Below are 18,884 nucleotides of genomic sequence, written 5' to 3'. Positions count from 1 at the left end.
ATTGGCTTTATGTTTTTTAAAGAGTCCATACATAAAAGAATATATATTTTTTCGCTTTTTTTACTCTCTATTGCTATCCCAACTTCTGTTTTTCTGATGAGCCTTTCGCAATTTATTTTATACGGCAATTGGATTTTAGAAGGTCGTTTCAAAGAAAAATGGACTCGTTTAACTAACAATAAAAACCTATGGATATTTATTTCGATATACTTTATACACTTACTGTGGTTATTTCCACCACAAGACTATTCTTATGCGCTCAATGATTTAAGAATTAAGTTACCCATGGCACTTATGCCCTTTTTTATTGCCTCATCTGAACCGTTGGATCGTAGAACAATGAAATTTTTATTTACAACCTTTGCTATTTCTGTTATTTTTGTTTCATTTATCACGCTTTACCGATGGATTTTTCAAGAATCTCTAGGAATTTCTGATTATCGCCAAGTATCTCCCTTTATTTCGCATATCCGCTATTCGTTGATGATTGTATTTTCGATATTTATTTTATTTAATTACAGCTTTATTGAAAAAGAAAACAAAAAAACACTTCGTATTGCTTACTTTATCGCTATGCTTTATCTTATTGTGTTAATTTTTATACTCAGAGTAAATACTGGAATTTTTATCTTTTCAATTCTTAGTTTTATCGTTTTTGCGTATTTCCTCGTAAAATCATCATCGTGTATCAAATGGTTTTTAAGTGTTGCCATAGTTGTAATGCTCGTTTTTCTTTATAATTATAGCAAAAATATATGGAATAGTTTCATTATTGGAATGAATACAACTGCACCCGACTCGTTGGTTTATACACCTAATGGCAATTTGTATTCATTCATAAAAGAAAGTAAAGAAGTTGAAAATGGCAAAAAGGTTTGGTACTACATTCAAGAAGATGAACTTAGAAAAGAATGGAATAAACGCAGCTCTATTTGCTACGATTGTTTGGATTTTAAAGGTAACCAATTAAAATTCACTCTTATACGATACTTAACATCGAAAGGATTGACTAAAGACTCGTTAGGTTGTTCAAAACTCACAACAGAAGACATAAAAGCTATTGAAAAAGGAATTGCAAATTTTCAATACACTCGTAGATGGTCGCTCTATCCTTATATTTATTCTTTTATGTGGGATTACTATTCCCATCGCTACCTGGGTTATGTTAATGGAAGCTCGCTTTTTCAACGTGTTGAATACCTTAGAACAGCCATAGCCATTATCAATGAGCATTTTTGGTTTGGTGTTGGTACTGGCAATGTTCAAAAATCGTTTAATAAAAAATACGATGAACTCAAAAGTCCACTAACATATGAATTCAGATTAAGAGCACATAATCAATTTGTTACCTTCTTACTAACATTCGGAATTTTTGCGTTTATCTGGATTCTGTTTGCTTTTATCTATCCATATTTTAAACACTTAACCAAACCCAAGTTTTTACCTATTATTTTCTTTTTAATAGTTATTATCTCATTTTTCAACGAAGACACACTCGAAACCCAAGCTGGGATTACTTTTGTTGTATTCTTTTATACCCTATTCACTTTTGCAAGGCAACAAAACGAAGTCACTAAGCCTTCTCAATACGAACGACCGAATATTTAAAAGGTGCTATTTTCGACATCGGGTCGCGTTCGTTACGCGTGAGAGCATTAACAGCCGATTCATGAAAATGCCAAGGCATAAATGTTTCGCCAACCAATACTTCGTCATTTACGCGTGCATAAGTAACAATAGTCCCACGGGGAGATATAACTTTTACTTTATCGCCTTGCTTTATACCATACTTTATAGCATCTTGGGGATGAATAATAATAAACGACTCATTAGCAAATGAATTAAGCACATCGCTTTTACGCGACATCGTAGCTGAGTGATATTGAAACAATAAGCGTCCAGAATTCATAACTAGAGGGTACTCTGCACTAGGCTTTTCGTTTTGTTCGGTGTATTCTACTGGGAATATTTTAGCTTTTCCACTTGCTGTATTAAATTTTTCGAGATAAAGCGTCGAAGTTCCCGAATCGTGTTCATGGTAACAAGGCCATTGAATACCTTCCTTTTCAATTCGCTTATAACTTATGCCTCTAAAAATGGGTGCTGCCAAGCGTATTTCTTCAAAAATCTGTTCTTCGTTTTCATAGGTTCCTAAGTTCACATTCATTCGTTTAGCGATTTCGAGGGTTATCCACCAATCGGGCATAGCCTCGCCTGGTGAATCGATGGCTTTACGTATACGTAAAGTTCGTCGGTCGCTATTTACCACAGTGCCATTTTTCTCAAACAACGAAGCAGCAGGCAAAATAACATCGGCATAAGGAGTTGTTTCTGTTTCAAAAATATCTTGCACTACCAAAAATTCAAGGTTTTGCAGTGCTTCGATGGTATGTAATTGATTGGGATCGGTAATGACAGGGTTTTCGCCCATAATATACATCGCTTTAACTTGCCCACTATGTGCGGCATCCATTATCTCGAGTGTTGTCAATCCATTTTGTGCATCGAGGCTTTCAAAGGGAACATTCCACAACTGAGCAACACGCTTACGGTTTTCATGATTACTAACAGGAATATAACCGGGATAAAATACAGGGCTTGCACCGACATCGGTAGCACCCTGAACATTGTTCTGCCCACGTGGTGGGTCAATTCCACAACGCTCACGACCAATTTTACCTGCAATTAAACACATGTTTATTAACGCAAAAACATTATTGGTACCTACTGTTTGCTGACTCATGCCCATTCCTGTTGCAATCATCGCTGTAGGAGCTTGAGCATACATACGAGCTGCTGCTACAATTTTATCTTTGGCAACACCGGTAATTTGTTCGGCTATTTCGGGCGAATATTGCATTACCACCTTTTTTAATTGCTCAAATGCTTCAAAGCCTCCTTCAATGCGTTGTTCAATAAAGGTGCTATCGTATAGCTTTTCTGTAATGATTACGTACATCATTGCATTGAGCAAAGCCACATCTGTAGCTAAACGTGGCTGTAAAAATATGTCTGCATATTTTACCAAAGGTGTCCATTTGGGATCTATTACAATTATTTTTTGACCTTTGGCTTTGCCACGTTTAACATAAGTTGCCGTAATAGGATGGGTTTCGATAATATTATTTCCTATAACGATAAGGCAATCGGTTGTTTCAAAATCTTGAATCGAATTGCTAGCTGCACCATCGCCTAACGATTTAATCATAGCTGTAACCGTAGAAGCATGACAAAGACGCGTACAATAATCTACATTATTATTGCCAAAAGCTATACGTATAAACTTTTGAAAAATATAATTTTCTTCGTTAGTGCATTTTGCTGAGCTATAACCTGCCAACGCTTTATTGCCATACTTTTGTTTAATATCGTTAAAACGCATTGCAACATAATTCAATGCTTCATCCCACGATACTTGCACAAATGTTCCATTTCGCTTAATGAGCGGATGGGTTAAACGTTTTTTATTATTTGCATACTGATAACCAAAGCGACCTTTAACGCATAGACGACCATCGTTAGGCAATACTCCTTCTACACCATTGACACGAACAATTTCGTTGTTCTTTGTCCATACTTCAGTCTGGCAACCGACACCACAATACGGACAAGTTGTTGTAACTTTATTTTCTATCGAATTGACATTAACTTTATTTCGATTAGGTTTCTCAACTATGGCTCCTGTTGGACAAAGCTGAATACATTCGCCACAACCATCGCATTCGGAATCCCCCCATTTACTAAAGCCGGCTACAATATATTTAGTGATACCTCTATCGGCAAAACTCAGTACACCCTTGCCTTGTATCTCTTCGCAAGCCTTAATACAACGAAAACATTTAATACATTTCGACGAATCATAGGTTAAAACAGGTGATGTATCATCTACAATTCTTGGAATATTTTGCCAAAAGGATTTTATCGGTCTATTATCTATATGTTGCAATCCATAACGTTCGATAAGTGGCAACATTTCATCAAAATACGTAGCATCGTATTCTTCGTTATGCTCTGCTAAGAGATAAGCTAAGGTATGTTTTCGATTTTGCTCTAGCTCTTCATCAAAAGCCGTAATTTTCATTCCATCTTTTACTTGAACAGTACAAGCCATTACAAGCCCATTTTGTCCTTCAATTTTTACGACACATAATCGGCAAGCCCCCGTAGGACTTAAACGATGATGAAAACATAAGCCCGGTATGTTGATACCATTTTCGCGTGCTGTTTGGAGCAAATTTGCACCTTCGTTTACTTCTATTGGCTTATTATCAATGGTTATTTTCACTTTACTCATAGCAATTCCGTTTTAAAATAAGTTAACACTGATTTAATAGGTAAAATAGGACTTTGTCCCAAAGGACAAAGTGAATTACGTTGCATATAAAGTGCTTGTTCGAGCATCCAATTTAAATCTTCTTCGTTAAGTGTGGTTTGGTGTATTTTATTGTATAAAAGCGTAGTCCCTATTCGGCAAGGTACACATTTACCACACGATTCGTGTTTGAAAAACGAAAGAATTGATTGCATCATTTCTTTCATATTGGTTTTGTTGTCAACAACGATAACAGCACCAGAGCCTAACGTAGCACCTTTTTGTTTTAATGTTTCGTATGCTAAGGGCACATCGAGCATCGTTTCGTCGACAAATGTACCAGCAGCACCACCTAACAATGCTCCTTTAAATTGATAACCATCTTTCATACCACCTGCAGTATCGAAAATCAACGATCGTAATGTAACTCCTAATGGCAGCTCAAAAACTCCACTTTTTTTCACTTTTCCGCTCACACAAAACAACTTGGTTCCTTTCGATTCAGCCGTACCAATTGAAGCATATTGTTCGTAACCTTTTTCGAGAATAAAGGGTAAATGGGCGAACGTTTCGACATTATTAACTAAAGTGGGCAATCCCCATAATCCTTTTTCGGCAGGGAATGGTGGTTTTATACGAGGGTACCCTCTTTTGCCCTCAAGTGATTCTATTAAGGTAAGTTCTTCGCCACAAAGATACGATCCAGCTCCTAGAAAAATGTCCATTTCGAACGAAAAACTGCTTCCTAAGATATTTTTACCTAAAAAACCTTTTTCGTATGCTTGTTTAATTGCATTACTCAAATTCTGAATTGAACTTTCGTATTCGCCTCGAATATAAATATAACCATAATGAGCCCCAATTGCATAACCAGCAATCATCATGCCTTCGATTAAGACAAAGGGATCGGTTTCCATGATCATTCTATCTTTAAATGTACCGGGTTCACCTTCGTCGGCATTGCAAACAATATAGCGGGTTGTGCATGTTGAGCAAGAAGTAGCTGTAAATTGTTGCTTCATAGACGTAGGAAAACCCGCTCCCCCACGCCCTCGAAGTCCCGATTTTTCAACTTCAGCAATTACTTCCGATGGAGATATGTGTAATGCTTTTTTAAAGCCTTCAAATCCCTGATTGGCTATAAAATCATCAATAGAATGCGGGCTTACTTTTCCCATTCTACGGAGTGCTATTAAGGGTGCAGTTATATTCATAACTTTGTTATTTTAAATTGCTTATTATTTCTTTGATTTTATCAATAGTTAACTCAGTATATACATGTTCGTTAATCATCATAGATGGAGCCTTACCGCAACGGCCTAAACATTCGCTTGCTTCGAGAGTAAATAGACCGTCATTCGTGGTTTCATAGGGTTTTATGCCATATTCTTTTTCGAAATAATCGAATAAACTATGGCTTCCCATAGCATGACATACCGGCGATTTACATAAACGAATTATATACTTGCCTCGAGGTTTTAAACTAAACATCGTATAATAAGAGGCAATGCCATATATCTGTCCTTTGGTTAGTTTAAAATATTTTGCTGCTTCAATCAAACAAAGTTCACTCAAATAATGTTGAGGGTGCGCATTTTGCAAAGCATGCATTGCTTTAAGTAAATGTTCGCGTTGAGGCGGAAATGATCGAAGTATTTCCACTATTTTTTCAAGGCTTAATTCTTGTTGCATATTCATTTGCTTTTAAGATATCTTCAGGATAATTTATATTAAAAAAATATTCGTTATTGAAGCCATTAGACTCAATATCGAAATAAGAAACCTTAACCTTATCAAAAAAAGCTCTGATTTGGTATTTTTGTATATTAATTTGTTGCTCAATGATGGGTAAAACCGATTTTTTGTAAATAGCGTGTAATGGTTCAATACCATGAAAGTGTTTTGGGACAACAACTTCGTCAGAGTCATTCTTTATTTTTTTTATCATAGCTAATATTAACTGACGATTTAAAAATGGCATATCGCACGAAAAAGCAAAAATATAATCGGTTTTAGCTTGCTTTAAAGCGGTATATATGCCTGCAATAGGTCCTATTTTCTGAAACTCATCTTCGAAATTAGGCCAATCGGGCATAATAGGATAATGGGCAACAGTAAAAACAAATGGAAAAAGCCCTTGAATCGCTTCTCTCTGCCATTCAACAATAGTTCTACCTTTTACAACAATATAAGATTTGTTGATTCCATTTAATCTGAGGCTTTTACCTCCTGCAATAATCACTGCCGAAATATTCATAGTTATATATGGACAAATCTAAATATTTTTTCATCAAAAAAAAATAACAGGAATAAAAATCTTTGCTATATCTTTTTAGGTTTACCTGTAATAATAATTACTCCCAATACAGTTAAACATCCCCCAACCATTTGTATTGTTAGTGGTAAAAGATTAAGTAACCAATAAGCCGTTAATAAAATAAGAAAGCTTTTAACTGATTGAATTAAAATTGACCTTGATGCTGGAATGTATTTTAATGCATAGTATCCCAACAGCGAACCTAAAAACGGACCCACAAACGAACCATAAGCAGCTAAAAAAAGTAAACTTTTACTAAAAAGTAAAGGTTGTTTATTAATGTATAAAAATAAAATAGAAAATAATAGTAACGCCACCACTCGGCCAGTACTTAATAATGAAGGATGAACGGTATCAATATGTTTTTTTACCCAAATTGTATTAATAGAAACTGCTAAAACGGTTAAATAAACATACCCGCTTCCTTTAATAAAAAGATGTGACCAATCGAGTTGCCACCGAAAACTTACTAAAAATGAACCAATTATAGTTAATAATACACCTATCAACTCGAAACGTGTAAAATGCTCTTTTAAAATAATTATACCGAATAAAGTTACCAGCGCAGGGGTTAAGTTTCCAATAAATGACACCATAGCTGGATTTTCCATTAATTGAATAGCATAAAAAAATGAAGAGGTAGAAAGCGTTTCTAAGAACAAAAAAAGTAATAAAATAAGAATCTGTTTTTTAGATAAGTTATATAGGCTTAATTTATTGGTAAATAACTGAAAAAGAAAATTATATAACAATCCAAAACCATACCATAAAATTCCAAATTGGAATAAAGTAGATTTGTTTAGAATAAATTTACTGGTAAAATATGTATTTACAGCTGTTATAGTTGTAGCAGTGGCTAAAAAATAACCAATTGTAGTAGGTTTTATCGTTTTAATTCTCATTAAATAATTGTTCTATTCGCTGCTGAATAGCTTTTGATTCTTGTTCCATTCCTGGTTTTTGCATCAATGCAAACATATTCTTTTTATATGCTTCAACTCCTGGCTGATCAAACGGATTTACACCCAACAAATATCCGCTTATTCCACAAGCTATTTCGAAAAAATAAATCATTTGTCCAATAGTTGTTTCGTTAATAGCAGGTATTTCAATTAAAATATTAGGCACGTTCCCATCCATATGAGCAAGCAAAGTTCCTAAACGAGCCATATCATTTACATAGCTAATTCGTTTATAACTAATAAAATTCAATTTATCGCTATTACTTGGGTCGTGTGGAATAGCTAAATGATTCAAAGGTTGCTTAACAGCTAAAACAGTTTCAAACAAAATACGTTTTCCATCTTGTACATATTGACCTAATGAGTGTAAATCAGTAGTATAATCGACAGCTGCAGGAAATATTCCTTTCCCATCTTTTCCTTCGCTTTCTCCATATAACTGTTTCCACCATTCCATAAAATAGTGCATACGTGGTGTATAGCTTACCATTATTTCTACAAATTTTCCTTCGTTATATAATGCATTTCGTGCCAAAGCATATTGAACAGCAGGATTTTCGTCGGCAGGTATTCTAAAAATATAATTTCGCATATGTTTAGCACCATTGATAAGTTCAAAAATGTTGCCTCCAGCTACTGCAATAGGGAATAAACCAACAGCGGTTAAAACTGAATAACGTCCACCAACATCATCAGGAATTTCGAAGCGTTCGTAGTTCTCCGATTTGGCCAGTTCTAGTAACACGCCTTTTTCTTTGTCGGTAATAGCAACAATACGCTTTCGTGCTTCTTCTTTACCGTATTTATTTTCGATATGATGTTTTAATAATCTAAATGCAATAGCCGGTTCTGTAGTAGTTCCCGATTTAGATATAACAGCTATACCATATTCATAATCATTTAAAATTTCAAGTAACTGATAAAGGTAATCTTCGCCCATATTTTGGCCTGCATATAAAATAATAGGATTTTTTCGATTAGGCAAAAGATTATTAAAATTATGATATAACATTTCGATAACCGCACGTGCCCCTAAGTATGAACCACCAATTCCGACTACTACCAATATATCTATTTTTTTTCTTAATTCATTTGCAACTGTTTCTATTTTTTTAAGTTCATCATGGCTTATATTTTCTGGTAAATCGACCCAACCTAAAAAATCGTTGCCTTTTCCAGTTTTATTTTTTAATGCTAATAAATGTTGGTATGCTTCATCTTTACGTTCATTAATTTTATCTTTCGAAATAAATGAATATACAAAATCGGTGTTTAAATCAATCATTTCCATATTTTAATATAATTTATCGGTTAATAATCGCATTTCAACAGAGGGGGAATAACGTTCATATAAAATATGATATACAGCCTGGCATATGGGCATTTCAATTTGAAATGTTTTAGCTATTTCTATTATACTTTTAACAGCAAAATAACCTTCGGCTATCATATTCATTTCGAGTTGGGCTGCTTTTACAGAATAACCCTTTCCTAACATGATACCAAGTGTTCTGTTGCGGCTAAACTGCGAATAGCATGTAACAAGTAAATCGCCCAAATAAACATAATCATTTATATTTCTGCTATATGGAACAAGTTTAGAAATAAACCGTTCCATCTCTTTTAATGCATTCGATACCAAAACAGCAATAAAATTATCGCCATATCCTAAGCCATGAGCAATTCCCGAAGCTATCGCCATAATATTTTTAATTGCTGTTGCATATTCTGCCCCTAAAACATCTGAATTAACTTTTGTAGTAATATATCTGTTAGCCATCAATGCAGAAACATTAAGAGCCAATTCATTATTTTTTGACATAATGGTTAAATACGTCAACCGTTCACGAGCAATTTCTTCTGCATGCGATGGACCACTTATAAAACCAATGTTTTCATCAGAAATATATAATTTTTTTTGTAAATATTGTGTAACTGTCAAACTCGAATCTGGTAATATTCCTTTTGTTGCGGAAAAAAAATATTTATCTTTTACTTCTTCTATAGTCAATTCGATTAGTAACGTTTCGGTAAATGCAGAAGGAAGAACTAAAAAAATTAAATTGCATTCTTTTAATAAGTCATGTACCGACTCATACATTTTACATTGATCCATATAAATTTCTACATCGCTAGAGTAATAAGGGTTATGATAATTATGTGTAATATATTCACGCATTTCTTTTTCACGAACAAGCCAATGAACAAAATGTCCATTTTGTTGGAGAATTTTTAATAATGCTGTTCCCCAACTCCCTTCACCAATAATACCAATGTTATACATATATTTTTTGGTTACAAATCTATCTAATTTTCATATTGATTAAACACCGCTAATTTATAAGTTATAAACAAATATTTCTTTATTTTTTAACATTTATTCAAACAACTACATCTTCATTTTTTCGTTTAAAATTAAATATCTTTGCCACAAAAAAATGATACAGCTCGAAAAAGCGATAGAACTTGCATTGAAAAATGCTAGTATTTTGGGAATAGAACCAATAAATTTTCGCCAATCTCTTAACCGAATTTTAGCCGAAGATATAACATCTGATATTGATATTCCTCCTTTTAACAAGTCTGCAATGGATGGTTATGCGCTTAGACGTGAAGATGCAAACCTGCCACTTACTATTGTTCAAACGGTGCAAGCTGGTAGTAGTCCTATTGCTCAATTAAAACATGGTGAATGTGTAAAAATAATGACAGGAGCACGTATACCCGATAATGCTGATTATGTCGCCAAAATTGAAGATACCAGCCTTAACCAAGAAGGAAAAGTTATTATCAAAAATATCGAAAATAAACCCAATATACGATTTGCTTCAGAAGATGTAAAAAATGGAGAAGTAGTTTTACATAAAGGCACCCTTATACGTCCACAAGAAATTGCTACTCTTGCAACCATTGGTAAAACAACCATAAAAGTCTTCCAAAAACCCAAAATATCGATATCATCAACCGGAAGCGAACTAATAGAGCCAGAAAATACTCCTAACGATGTACAAATACGTAATTCTAATGCTTATCAGCTCATAGCACAATGTAATAAAATTGGACTTGAAACGACATACAACGGTATCATAGCAGACGACATTGACCAAACCATCTTTCACATAAAAAAAATGTTAAAACAAAGCGATATTCTAATTTTTAGTGGCGGTGTTTCTATGGGCGATTTTGATTTTATACCGCAAGCACTCCAACAACTCAATTTTAATATTATTTTCCACACCATAGCTGTACAGCCTGGTAAACCTACACTTATGGCAAGAAAAGGTAACCAATATTGTTTTGGATTACCAGGTAATCCGGTCTCATCGTTTATGCAATTTGAATTAATTGTAAAACCCTTTATTTATAAGATAATGGGACACTCATACCATCCTCAAACAGCTTTTTTACCATTAGCTCACGAATATCGACGCAAAAAAGCCGAACGTACAAGCCTTATTCCTGTAAGAATTGAAGACAATAAAGTTTACCCCGTAGAATATCATGGTTCGGCTCATTTGTTTGCTTTAAACTCAGCCCATGGATTCATTATTATTCCACAACATACAACAATAGTTCCCACAGACACCTATGTTACTGTTCGATTCATATAATCGTCGTATCAACTATCTACGCATTTCGGTTACCGATAAATGTAACTTTAGATGTACCTATTGTATGCCCAAAGAAGGTGTACAATTTATTCCACACGAAAATATTTTACGTTTTGAAGAAATTGCCCATTTTGTCGAAATTGCTGCAAAATATGGAATAAATAAGGTACGTCTTACCGGAGGTGAACCCTTGGTGAGAAAAGGAATTGTTACTCTTACCGAAATGATTAGTAAAATTAAGGGCATTGACGATCTTTCTATGACAACCAATGGATATTTTTTGGAAGAATTGGCTCAACCACTTGCACAAGCTGGACTAAAGCGTATCAATATTAGTTTAGATACTTTAAATAAAGAAAAATTTAATCAAATTACACGAATTGGGAATCTTGATAAAGTATTAAAAGGCATATTTGCCGCCAAAGAAGCGGGTCTGTTTCCAATAAAGCTAAATGTAGTCATAAAACAACATTCAAACGAACCCGATGCTCAAGAAGTTGCGGCATTTGCTTATAAACACGGTTTCCAAGTGCGATTCATCCATATGATGAATCTTTCGGACGGGACTTTTAGTCAAGTCGAAGGTGGCGAAGGAGGTCATTGTGCTACCTGTAACCGTTTACGGCTTACAGCCGACGGATACCTTATGCCTTGCCTTTTTAGCAATCAGAAATACAACATCCGCCAATTGGGCTTCGAAGAAGCCCTCATTAAAGCTGTAAAAGAAAAACCCAAATCAGGAAAAATAAATAATAGCAGAGGTTTTTATAATGTAGGAGGTTAATTTTTTTTCAAACGAGCAAGGTACATTTCTATTGTTTTTTCCAATCCAAAATAAAGCGCATCACTAATAAGAGCATGCCCAATAGAAACCTCGAGTAATCCTGGGACTTTTTCTACAAAATATGCTAAATTATCTAAATTTAGATCATGACCAGCATTGATGCCTAAACCTTCTTCTAATGCGACTTTTGCAGCTCGAACAAATGGCAAAACAGCTTCTTCTTTATTGATAATAAACTGAGAGGCATAAGGTTCTGTATATAGTTCTATACGATCGGTTCCTGTTTTCTTTGCCAAACGGATGTTATCTAAGTCAGTTTCGACAAATATGGAGGTTCTAATTCCTTCCTTTTGAAAAATATTAATTACCGATTTTAAAAAATCCATATTTTTTTGTATATTCCATCCAGCATTAGAGGTAAGAGCATCGGGTGGATCGGGAACAAGAGTAACCTGTGCAGGCTTAACATCGCACACCAATTTAATAAATTTTTCGCTTGGATAACCTTCTATGTTAAACTCAACGGTAATGGCTTTTTTTATTTCATATACATCCGAATATCGTATATGGCGTTCATCGGGTCGAGGATGTACAGTGATACCTTGTGCTCCAAATTTTTCGCAATCGACGGCTGCTTTTAAAACATTTGGAATATTTCCACCACGAGCATTCCTTAGTGTTGCAATTTTATTTATATTTACGCTCAACTTTACCATAACTTTTTTTAACGCAAAGGTAGGGTTAGAATTAATTTTTTCAAAATGATTGCAAAAGATTTAATATCAGAAATAGTACCGTCATTAAAGACCTCCGATACCGGTACGCAAGCGCTTCAATGGATGGAAATAGCACGTGTTTCGCATCTTCCAATTGTTAACGAAAAAGAGCTACTTGGACTCATTTCCGACAATGATATTTACGACCTAAACACTCCCGAAGAACCCATCGGGAACCATCCATTATCAATATCTACACCTTATGTTTTTGCTGAACAACATATTTTTGAAGTTGCCGAAAAAGTAGCACGTTACAAACTCACGTTAATACCCGTTTTGAATGAAAAAAAAGAATTTATAGGCGTTATCACCCTACACGACCTATTAGTGGGCTTAGCAAAAGTTACTAATATTGAACAAACAGGTGCTATTTTAGTTTTAGAAATGAATATTCGCGATTATTCATTAGTAGAACTTGCCCAAATTGTTGAAAGTGAAGATGCAAAAATAATAAGTTTATACATTTCATCATGCGAAGAAACTACTCAAATCGATGTTACCATCAAAATTAATAAAGACGATATTAGCAGAATCATTGCTTCGTTAAATCGTCATAATTACATTATAAAAAATACTTTTATGGACAACTCTGATTTAAATCAGTTTTATCAAGACAGACTCGATTCCTTTTTAAGATATTTAAATATTTAAATATTAAATGAATTTTAAATATCAAATATTATTTACATTATTTTTATTATATGCTAATATATTATTTTGTCAATATGTCATAGTAAACGATATTTTTATACAAGGTAATAAAAAAACAAAACCTTTTATTATTGAACGTGAGCTTCCTTTTAAAAGAGGTGATACACTTTGGCTGCCATATTTAAAGAAAACATTTGAAAATGCTCAAAATAATTTACTAAAAACTTCTCTTTTTAATTTTGCTAATATCGATACACTCAATACACAAAACGAAAAGACAAATATTTTAATACAAGTAACTGAACGCTGGTATTTATGGCCTATACCTGTTTTTGAACAAGCTTCACGAAATGTGAATACATGGATATATGAAAAAGATTATAATAAAATAAATTATGGTTTTTTTATTGCTCAAGCAAACTTTAGAGGAAGAGACGAACTCATTAGAGCTATTGCCCGCTTTGGTTTTAGAGAACAATTTGGATTTGCATACACCGTACCCCATATATTTCAAAGTCCCTATTGGGGAATTGAAATAAAAACACTGTATTATCGTCAAAAACAAGTAGCTTACAATAATGAAAACAATAAGCCTCTTTATGTATTTGGCAATCAATACCTTTATACTAATACCGATTATTCCATTACTTTTTCATATAGACCCAAACTTCATACATGGCATCAAGTTCAAATATCATACAGCAGTTATAGTATTCACGACAGTTTATATGTATTAAATAACAATTTTATATACCATAATCTAAAACATCTTGAATATCCGTCCATTAATTACTCTTTTTTATTCGATAAAACGAATTCAGTATCGTATCCACTCAAAGGCTTTCTTATCAATCCAGATATAACAATAGATGGATTAGGTATAAAAAATACTAATATAACAACAACATATATAAAAACAGCACTTTTTTATCAAGTTAAATCAAGAATTTTCAATGCACACGGTCTAACATTTTCCTACAAAACAATAGACGAAAAATCATATTTATTTTCCAAAGCCTTTGGTTACAATACCTATCCACGTGGTTTTGAATTATACGTTATCGATGGCAAAGGCTTTATATTAAGTTCTAATAGCATACGCTTTCAAATAATCAAACCTCATATCAAAAATATATACAAACTAAAAAACGAACGATTTGCAAAATTTCATTATGCATTCTATTTATCCCTCAATGGCGACGCCGGTTATGTTGTAAACGAATACAACGAACCACTTACCAATCAATGGTTGTATGGCTACGGTATAGGCATAGACTTTGTTACCTACTATGACATTGCATTCAGAACAGAATTTTCATTTAATAATTTTAAACAAAAAGGAATATTTTTTCATTTTTCAACATTTATATAAATTATGAATACAATTTTATTATATTTTAATTTACATTTAAAATCCTCTATCAAAGATATTTTAAGCGTTATCAATGCTATTCAAAAATTTAACAAAGATATTTTTATACATGATGCATTTTTCCAAAATATTGATAAAGAAGATTTAATAAATATCGAACGCAGCAAATTATTTTCATATCGTCAATTAGACGAAATTAAACGTCCCATCCACTTGTTAATCGTAATTGGTGGCGATGGTACACTTTTAGAAGCAGTTCATTTAGTAAAAAACAAAAACATTCCCATTTTGGGTATAAATACAGGTCGATTAGGATTTTTGGCAAATTTAAACTTTAATGATATAGACAATGCTCTACAATATATTTTTAGAGGCAAATATTCGATAGATAAACGAACGATGCTTAAGCTCGAAACAGAAAACAACAAAACAGATTTCGACTATGCCCTAAATGAATTTACAATTCACAAAATGTATTCTTCTTCAATGATTACTATCGATTTGCTCATAAATGGAATTCATGTAAATACTTATTGGGCCGATGGTATTATAATTGCAACTCCTACTGGTAGTACAGCATATTCATTATCGGCGGGAGGTCCCATTATTCACCCCGACTCTAAAAGCTTTGTTATTACTCCTATTGCCGTACATAATCTTAATGTCAGACCACTTATTGTTCCAGATTCTTGTATTATAACCCTTAAAGTAACTGGTAGATCTGATCATTGCATGATATCATTAGATCATAAATCAACATCAGTTCCGATAAATGCTACTTTTACTATCTCAAAAGCGGATATAGAAACCAATTTACTCCATTGTCCTGAATACAATTTTTTTAACACTTTGAAAAACAAATTAATGTGGGGACTTGATAAACGTAATTAATTTATTTTGATAAAAATTCAAGTATTTTTTTACCAAATCTTTTGTAATAAAATTTAAAATATATATTTTTGACTTCAAATTTTGAAACTTCATAATCTCCATGAAAGGAGCATTACTAATATTGTTTTTATTTTCTTTATGGTCAAATTTGACTTTTTCACAATCTTCATCCCGATGGAAAAGAATGCGATATGAAGTTTTTTATGGTCTTGGAGCAACCAATTTTTTAGGAGAATTAGGAGGTGCCGATCAAGAGGGCACCAATTTTGTTCGTGATTTAGAGTTTTCTATGACCCGCCCATTACTGAGTATAGGTATCCGTTACCGCATAACCGAAACCATATCTTCTAAAACCATGCTAAGTTATGGTTGGCTTAGAGGTGACGATAAACTTACTAATGAGCAATTTAGGCATTATCGAAATCTTGCTTTTCGCTCGCCAATAGCAGAATTTTCTAACCAATTTGAATATTCTATAATTCGCGAAAAACAAGGACATCGTTATAATCTTCGTCGTGTTAGAGGTCTTAAAGGATTTAAAACCAATACATACTTTTTTGTCGGATTTGGCGTTATTTATTTTAATCCTAAAAACAAGTACAATGGTAAATGGTATGCATTACAACCATTAGGAACGGAAGGACAAGGCTTAGTTCCCACACGTAAAAAATATTCAAGAATAAGTATGTGCATACCATATGGCATAGGATTCAAATACGGACTGAACAGACGTCTTAATATTGGTATAGAATTTGGAGCCAGAAAAACTTTTTCAGATTACATCGACGACGTAAGCACAACCTATTTCGACAACCAAATGATAAGAGAAGCTCGAGGCGATGTAGCTGCATATTTAGCCGATCCATCAGACCACACTTTTCCCAACCAAACTGCCGCATACCAACAACGTGGCGATGCCAAAGATAAAGATGCTTACATGTTTCTTATTCTCAATTTAACATATAAACTTTATACAACCAGAGGAGGACTACCAAAATTTAGGTAAATGAAAAAAATTGGATTCATCATAATATCTTTTTTGCTTTTAATTAACACCATAGAAGCACAACGTTGGAAACGTACACGATATGAACTTTTTGCATCTTGCGGTCCAACACTCTTTTATGGAGAATTAGGAGGCGCCAATAAACCCGGAACCCATTTTTTAGGCGATATCGATTTACGTGGTACGAGATATAACTTGGCTGTTGGCATTCGTTATAAAGTTAAAGAAAAATTTGCACTAAAATTAAATTTTATTTACGGACGATTAAATGGCAGCGATACCTATACCGAATACGAACCACGTAGAAACAGAAATGCAAGTTTTTATAGCGGTTTTTTTGAACCTTCCATCCAAGGCGAATATTCCATTTTAAAAGAACGACTTGGAGCTCGCTATACTTTTCAAAATTTACGACGATTTAAACTCATGTATATTAACACCTACGTTTTTATTGGTGTTGGAGGAATTTATTTTAATCCTCATACTACTAATAAAGATTTTCATACAAATAAAAACGAACATTTTAGTAAATTTAATGCTGTAATACCTATAGGAATTGGTTTTAGATATGGTTTTAACCGTAGAACTACCATAGGTATTGAGTTTGGACAACGTTATACAACAACCGATTACCTCGATGGTTTTTCAGACATACATTCTAAGGCTCGCGACTCCTATGCAACAATATCGCTAATATTTACTTATAAATTAAAAACCGCACGAAGTGGTTTACCTAAATTCTAATATGTCTAACATACAGATTAAATATATTGTAACCTCCCTTATACTATGTTGTATTGTAAAAATTAAAACAATACATGCTCAACAAAATCTTGATTTTGGATTATATGCAGGTACCTCCTATTATCAAGGCGAAATAAATACATCGAAACTATTATATTCACCCCAATTTGCATATGGAGGCTTTATTCGCTATGCTTTTCATACTCGTTGGGCAATACGAGGAGGTATTTTTACAGGCGGATTAAAAGGTAACGATGATAATTCAAAATTTCAATACCAACATTATCGACACGCAAAATTTTCAACTCCCATAGTTGAAACAACAGCCCAATTAGAACTTAATTTTCTACCCTATCGACAAGGAGATAAAAAGAAAAAATGGACACCCTACGTTTTTACAGGAGCTACATTCTTAATAGCCTCATACGCCGACCATGTTTACCAACCTGCCATACCCTTTGGAATTGGACTTAAAGCAAATTTAGCACCTCGCCTCGGAGTAGGTATAGAATGGGCATATCGAAAAACATTCACCGATGGTTTAGATAATTTATCGTGGTACAAAACTCTACCAACCACAACCACCGAACATAATTATCTATTAAACAAACAAATAGCATATTATCATCAAAAAGATTATTATGCCTTTTTGGGATTCTTTTTAACATATAAAATCAGATTAACAGAGGAAATTTGCAATGCATGGGAGTAATCATTTATTAGAACAAATAGACAAAAATAAACTTCCTACACACGTGGCCATTATTATGGATGGTAACGGACGTTGGGCAAAAAAACAAGGACTATCAAGAATTTTCGGACACAATAAAGGTACAGAATCGGTTCGAAATGTTACCGAAGCTTCTGCTGAACTTGGTATTCCATACCTTACTTTATATGCATTTTCAACTGAAAACTGGAACCGCCCACAAGACGAAGTTAATGCGTTAATGAATTTATTAGTAGAAACCATCAATAAAGAATTACCTACTCTTAATAAGAATAATATTAAACTCAATGCTATTGGAAATTTGACACAACTTCCACCCAAGGTTTATGAAAAATTAACAAAAACCATAAACGAAACAGCATCAAATTCACGTTTAACCCTTACCTTAGCGCTTAGTTATAGCTCCCGATGGGAAATTAAAGATATGGTTCAAAATATTGCTTATAAAATAAAAAACAACCAATTACAACCCGAAGATATTACCGACCAAACTATTCAACAACACCTTAATTCATATCCCATACCCGATCCCGATTTGCTCATAAGAACTAGTGGAGAGTATCGAATTAGTAATTTCTTACTTTATCAATTAGCATATACTGAATTATATTTTACACCAACCCTATGGCCTGAATTTACAAAAGAAGACTTTTACTATGCCATTATAGATTTTCAAAAAAGAGAACGTCGCTTTGGCAAAACAACCGAACAAATTAATTCTAAATAAT

The 18,884-nt window shown here is 33.5% G+C and carries 18 protein-coding genes; 10 read left to right on the top strand and 8 right to left on the bottom strand.

Annotated elements, in window-relative coordinates; genetic code table 11:
- Positions 1-9 precede the first annotated feature (9 nt).
- Positions 10-1,608, top strand: coding sequence for an O-antigen ligase family protein (locus HPY79_02365; protein NSW44658.1), 1,599 nt, complete (start codon positions 10-12; stop codon positions 1,606-1,608).
- Here HPY79_02365 and fdhF read toward each other — a convergent pair.
- The 7 genes from fdhF to HPY79_02330 all read right to left on the bottom strand — a co-directional run bounded on the left by fdhF (position 1,574) and on the right by HPY79_02330 (position 9,875).
- Positions 1,574-4,294 carry a formate dehydrogenase subunit alpha gene (gene fdhF, locus HPY79_02360; protein NSW44657.1) on the bottom strand — a complete coding sequence of 907 codons (2,721 nt, stop codon included), beginning with the start codon at positions 4,292-4,294 and terminating at the stop codon, positions 1,574-1,576. The two genes, HPY79_02365 and fdhF, sit on opposite strands and share 35 nt — an antisense overlap.
- Entirely contained in the window at positions 4,291-5,526 is a 1,236-nt protein-coding gene (gene nuoF / locus HPY79_02355) for an NADH-quinone oxidoreductase subunit NuoF (GenBank protein ID NSW44656.1), read from the bottom strand. The genes fdhF and nuoF overlap by 4 nt, the downstream gene beginning before the upstream one ends.
- Before the next feature lie 7 nt (positions 5,527-5,533).
- Positions 5,534-6,004 (bottom strand): NAD(P)H-dependent oxidoreductase subunit E, encoded by a 471-nt coding sequence (locus tag HPY79_02350; protein ID NSW44655.1) that lies wholly within the window; start codon positions 6,002-6,004, stop codon positions 5,534-5,536.
- A complete protein-coding gene (locus HPY79_02345) occupies positions 5,982-6,569 on the bottom strand; it encodes a molybdenum cofactor guanylyltransferase (protein ID NSW44654.1) in 588 nt (195 codons plus the stop codon). Before HPY79_02345 ends, HPY79_02350 begins: the two co-directional genes overlap by 23 nt.
- A 65-nt stretch (positions 6,570-6,634) precedes the next feature.
- Positions 6,635-7,531: a DMT family transporter gene (locus HPY79_02340; GenBank protein NSW44653.1), complete on the bottom strand. Its 897-nt coding sequence runs from the start codon at positions 7,529-7,531 to the stop codon at positions 6,635-6,637.
- Complete coding sequence (locus HPY79_02335; GenBank protein ID NSW44652.1) at positions 7,521-8,876, bottom strand: glucose-6-phosphate isomerase; 1,356 nt, start codon at positions 8,874-8,876, stop codon at positions 7,521-7,523. Before HPY79_02335 ends, HPY79_02340 begins: the two co-directional genes overlap by 11 nt.
- A gap of 9 nt (positions 8,877-8,885) precedes the next feature.
- A complete protein-coding gene (locus HPY79_02330; protein NSW44651.1) occupies positions 8,886-9,875 on the bottom strand; it encodes an NAD(P)H-dependent glycerol-3-phosphate dehydrogenase in 990 nt (329 codons plus the stop codon).
- 154 nt (positions 9,876-10,029) lie between these two features.
- On the opposite strand from HPY79_02330, the gene HPY79_02325 reads away from it, so the two are divergent.
- A complete protein-coding gene (locus HPY79_02325; protein NSW44650.1) occupies positions 10,030-11,202 on the top strand; it encodes a molybdopterin molybdotransferase MoeA in 1,173 nt (390 codons plus the stop codon).
- Positions 11,186-11,986 carry a GTP 3',8-cyclase MoaA gene (locus HPY79_02320; GenBank protein NSW44649.1) on the top strand — a complete coding sequence of 267 codons (801 nt, stop codon included), beginning with the start codon at positions 11,186-11,188 and terminating at the stop codon, positions 11,984-11,986. Before HPY79_02325 ends, HPY79_02320 begins: the two co-directional genes overlap by 17 nt.
- Here the strand turns inward: HPY79_02320 and HPY79_02315 are convergent.
- Positions 11,983-12,702, bottom strand: coding sequence for a pyridoxine 5'-phosphate synthase (locus tag HPY79_02315; GenBank protein NSW44648.1), 720 nt, complete (start codon positions 12,700-12,702; stop codon positions 11,983-11,985). The two genes, HPY79_02320 and HPY79_02315, sit on opposite strands and share 4 nt — an antisense overlap.
- 45 nt (positions 12,703-12,747) lie before the next feature.
- Here HPY79_02315 and HPY79_02310 point away from each other — a divergent pair, with 45 nt between their 5' ends.
- From HPY79_02310 to HPY79_02280, 7 genes are all read left to right on the top strand, one after another.
- Positions 12,748-13,413: a CBS domain-containing protein gene (locus HPY79_02310; GenBank protein NSW44647.1), complete on the top strand. Its 666-nt coding sequence runs from the start codon at positions 12,748-12,750 to the stop codon at positions 13,411-13,413.
- Between the two features lie 7 nt (positions 13,414-13,420).
- The gene (locus HPY79_02305; protein NSW44646.1) at positions 13,421-14,785 is read left to right on the top strand and encodes a hypothetical protein; all 1,365 of its coding nucleotides are present in this window, start codon (positions 13,421-13,423) and stop codon (positions 14,783-14,785) included.
- A 3-nt stretch (positions 14,786-14,788) separates the two neighbouring features.
- The gene (locus tag HPY79_02300; GenBank protein ID NSW44645.1) at positions 14,789-15,676 is read left to right on the top strand and encodes an NAD kinase; all 888 of its coding nucleotides are present in this window, start codon (positions 14,789-14,791) and stop codon (positions 15,674-15,676) included.
- Between the two features lie 184 nt (positions 15,677-15,860).
- Entirely contained in the window at positions 15,861-16,682 is an 822-nt protein-coding gene (locus HPY79_02295) for a hypothetical protein (protein ID NSW44644.1), read from the top strand.
- On the top strand, positions 16,683-17,426 hold the full coding sequence (locus HPY79_02290) for a hypothetical protein (GenBank protein NSW44643.1): 744 nt from the start codon (positions 16,683-16,685) through the stop codon (positions 17,424-17,426).
- Between the two features lies 1 nt (position 17,427).
- On the top strand, positions 17,428-18,138 hold the full coding sequence (locus tag HPY79_02285; GenBank protein NSW44642.1) for a hypothetical protein: 711 nt from the start codon (positions 17,428-17,430) through the stop codon (positions 18,136-18,138).
- On the top strand, positions 18,125-18,883 hold the full coding sequence (locus HPY79_02280) for an isoprenyl transferase (GenBank protein NSW44641.1): 759 nt from the start codon (positions 18,125-18,127) through the stop codon (positions 18,881-18,883). The genes HPY79_02285 and HPY79_02280 overlap by 14 nt, the downstream gene beginning before the upstream one ends.
- Position 18,884: the final 1 nt, after the last annotated feature.

Source organism: Bacteroidales bacterium, assembly GCA_013314715.1.
Classification (GTDB): Bacteria; Bacteroidota; Bacteroidia; order Bacteroidales; family GWA2-32-17; genus Ch61.
Note: the sequence above shows the minus strand (reverse complement) of the source record. Positions and strands in the feature narration are given on the sequence as shown.

Bases quoted from the DNA above. Each gene is read 5' to 3' on its own strand.
- HPY79_02365 (NSW44658.1), top strand. From the start codon at position 10: ATGTTTTTTAAAGAGTCCATACATAAAAGAATATATATTTTTTCGCTT.
- fdhF (NSW44657.1), bottom strand. From the start codon at position 4,294: ATGAGTAAAGTGAAAATAACCATTGATAATAAGCCAATAGAAGTAAAC.
- nuoF (NSW44656.1), bottom strand. From the start codon at position 5,526: ATGAATATAACTGCACCCTTAATAGCACTCCGTAGAATGGGAAAAGTA.
- HPY79_02350 (NSW44655.1), bottom strand. From the start codon at position 6,004: ATGCAACAAGAATTAAGCCTTGAAAAAATAGTGGAAATACTTCGATCA.
- HPY79_02345 (NSW44654.1), bottom strand. From the start codon at position 6,569: ATGAATATTTCGGCAGTGATTATTGCAGGAGGTAAAAGCCTCAGATTA.
- HPY79_02340 (NSW44653.1), bottom strand. From the start codon at position 7,531: ATGAGAATTAAAACGATAAAACCTACTACAATTGGTTATTTTTTAGCC.
- HPY79_02335 (NSW44652.1), bottom strand. From the start codon at position 8,876: ATGATTGATTTAAACACCGATTTTGTATATTCATTTATTTCGAAAGAT.
- HPY79_02330 (NSW44651.1), bottom strand. From the start codon at position 9,875: ATGTATAACATTGGTATTATTGGTGAAGGGAGTTGGGGAACAGCATTA.
- HPY79_02325 (NSW44650.1), top strand. From the start codon at position 10,030: ATGATACAGCTCGAAAAAGCGATAGAACTTGCATTGAAAAATGCTAGT.
- HPY79_02315 (NSW44648.1), bottom strand. From the start codon at position 12,702: ATGGTAAAGTTGAGCGTAAATATAAATAAAATTGCAACACTAAGGAAT.
- HPY79_02310 (NSW44647.1), top strand. From the start codon at position 12,748: ATGATTGCAAAAGATTTAATATCAGAAATAGTACCGTCATTAAAGACC.
- HPY79_02305 (NSW44646.1), top strand. From the start codon at position 13,421: ATGAATTTTAAATATCAAATATTATTTACATTATTTTTATTATATGCT.
- HPY79_02300 (NSW44645.1), top strand. From the start codon at position 14,789: ATGAATACAATTTTATTATATTTTAATTTACATTTAAAATCCTCTATC.
- HPY79_02295 (NSW44644.1), top strand. From the start codon at position 15,861: ATGCGATATGAAGTTTTTTATGGTCTTGGAGCAACCAATTTTTTAGGA.
- HPY79_02290 (NSW44643.1), top strand. From the start codon at position 16,683: ATGAAAAAAATTGGATTCATCATAATATCTTTTTTGCTTTTAATTAAC.
- HPY79_02285 (NSW44642.1), top strand. From the start codon at position 17,428: ATGTCTAACATACAGATTAAATATATTGTAACCTCCCTTATACTATGT.
- HPY79_02280 (NSW44641.1), top strand. From the start codon at position 18,125: ATGCATGGGAGTAATCATTTATTAGAACAAATAGACAAAAATAAACTT.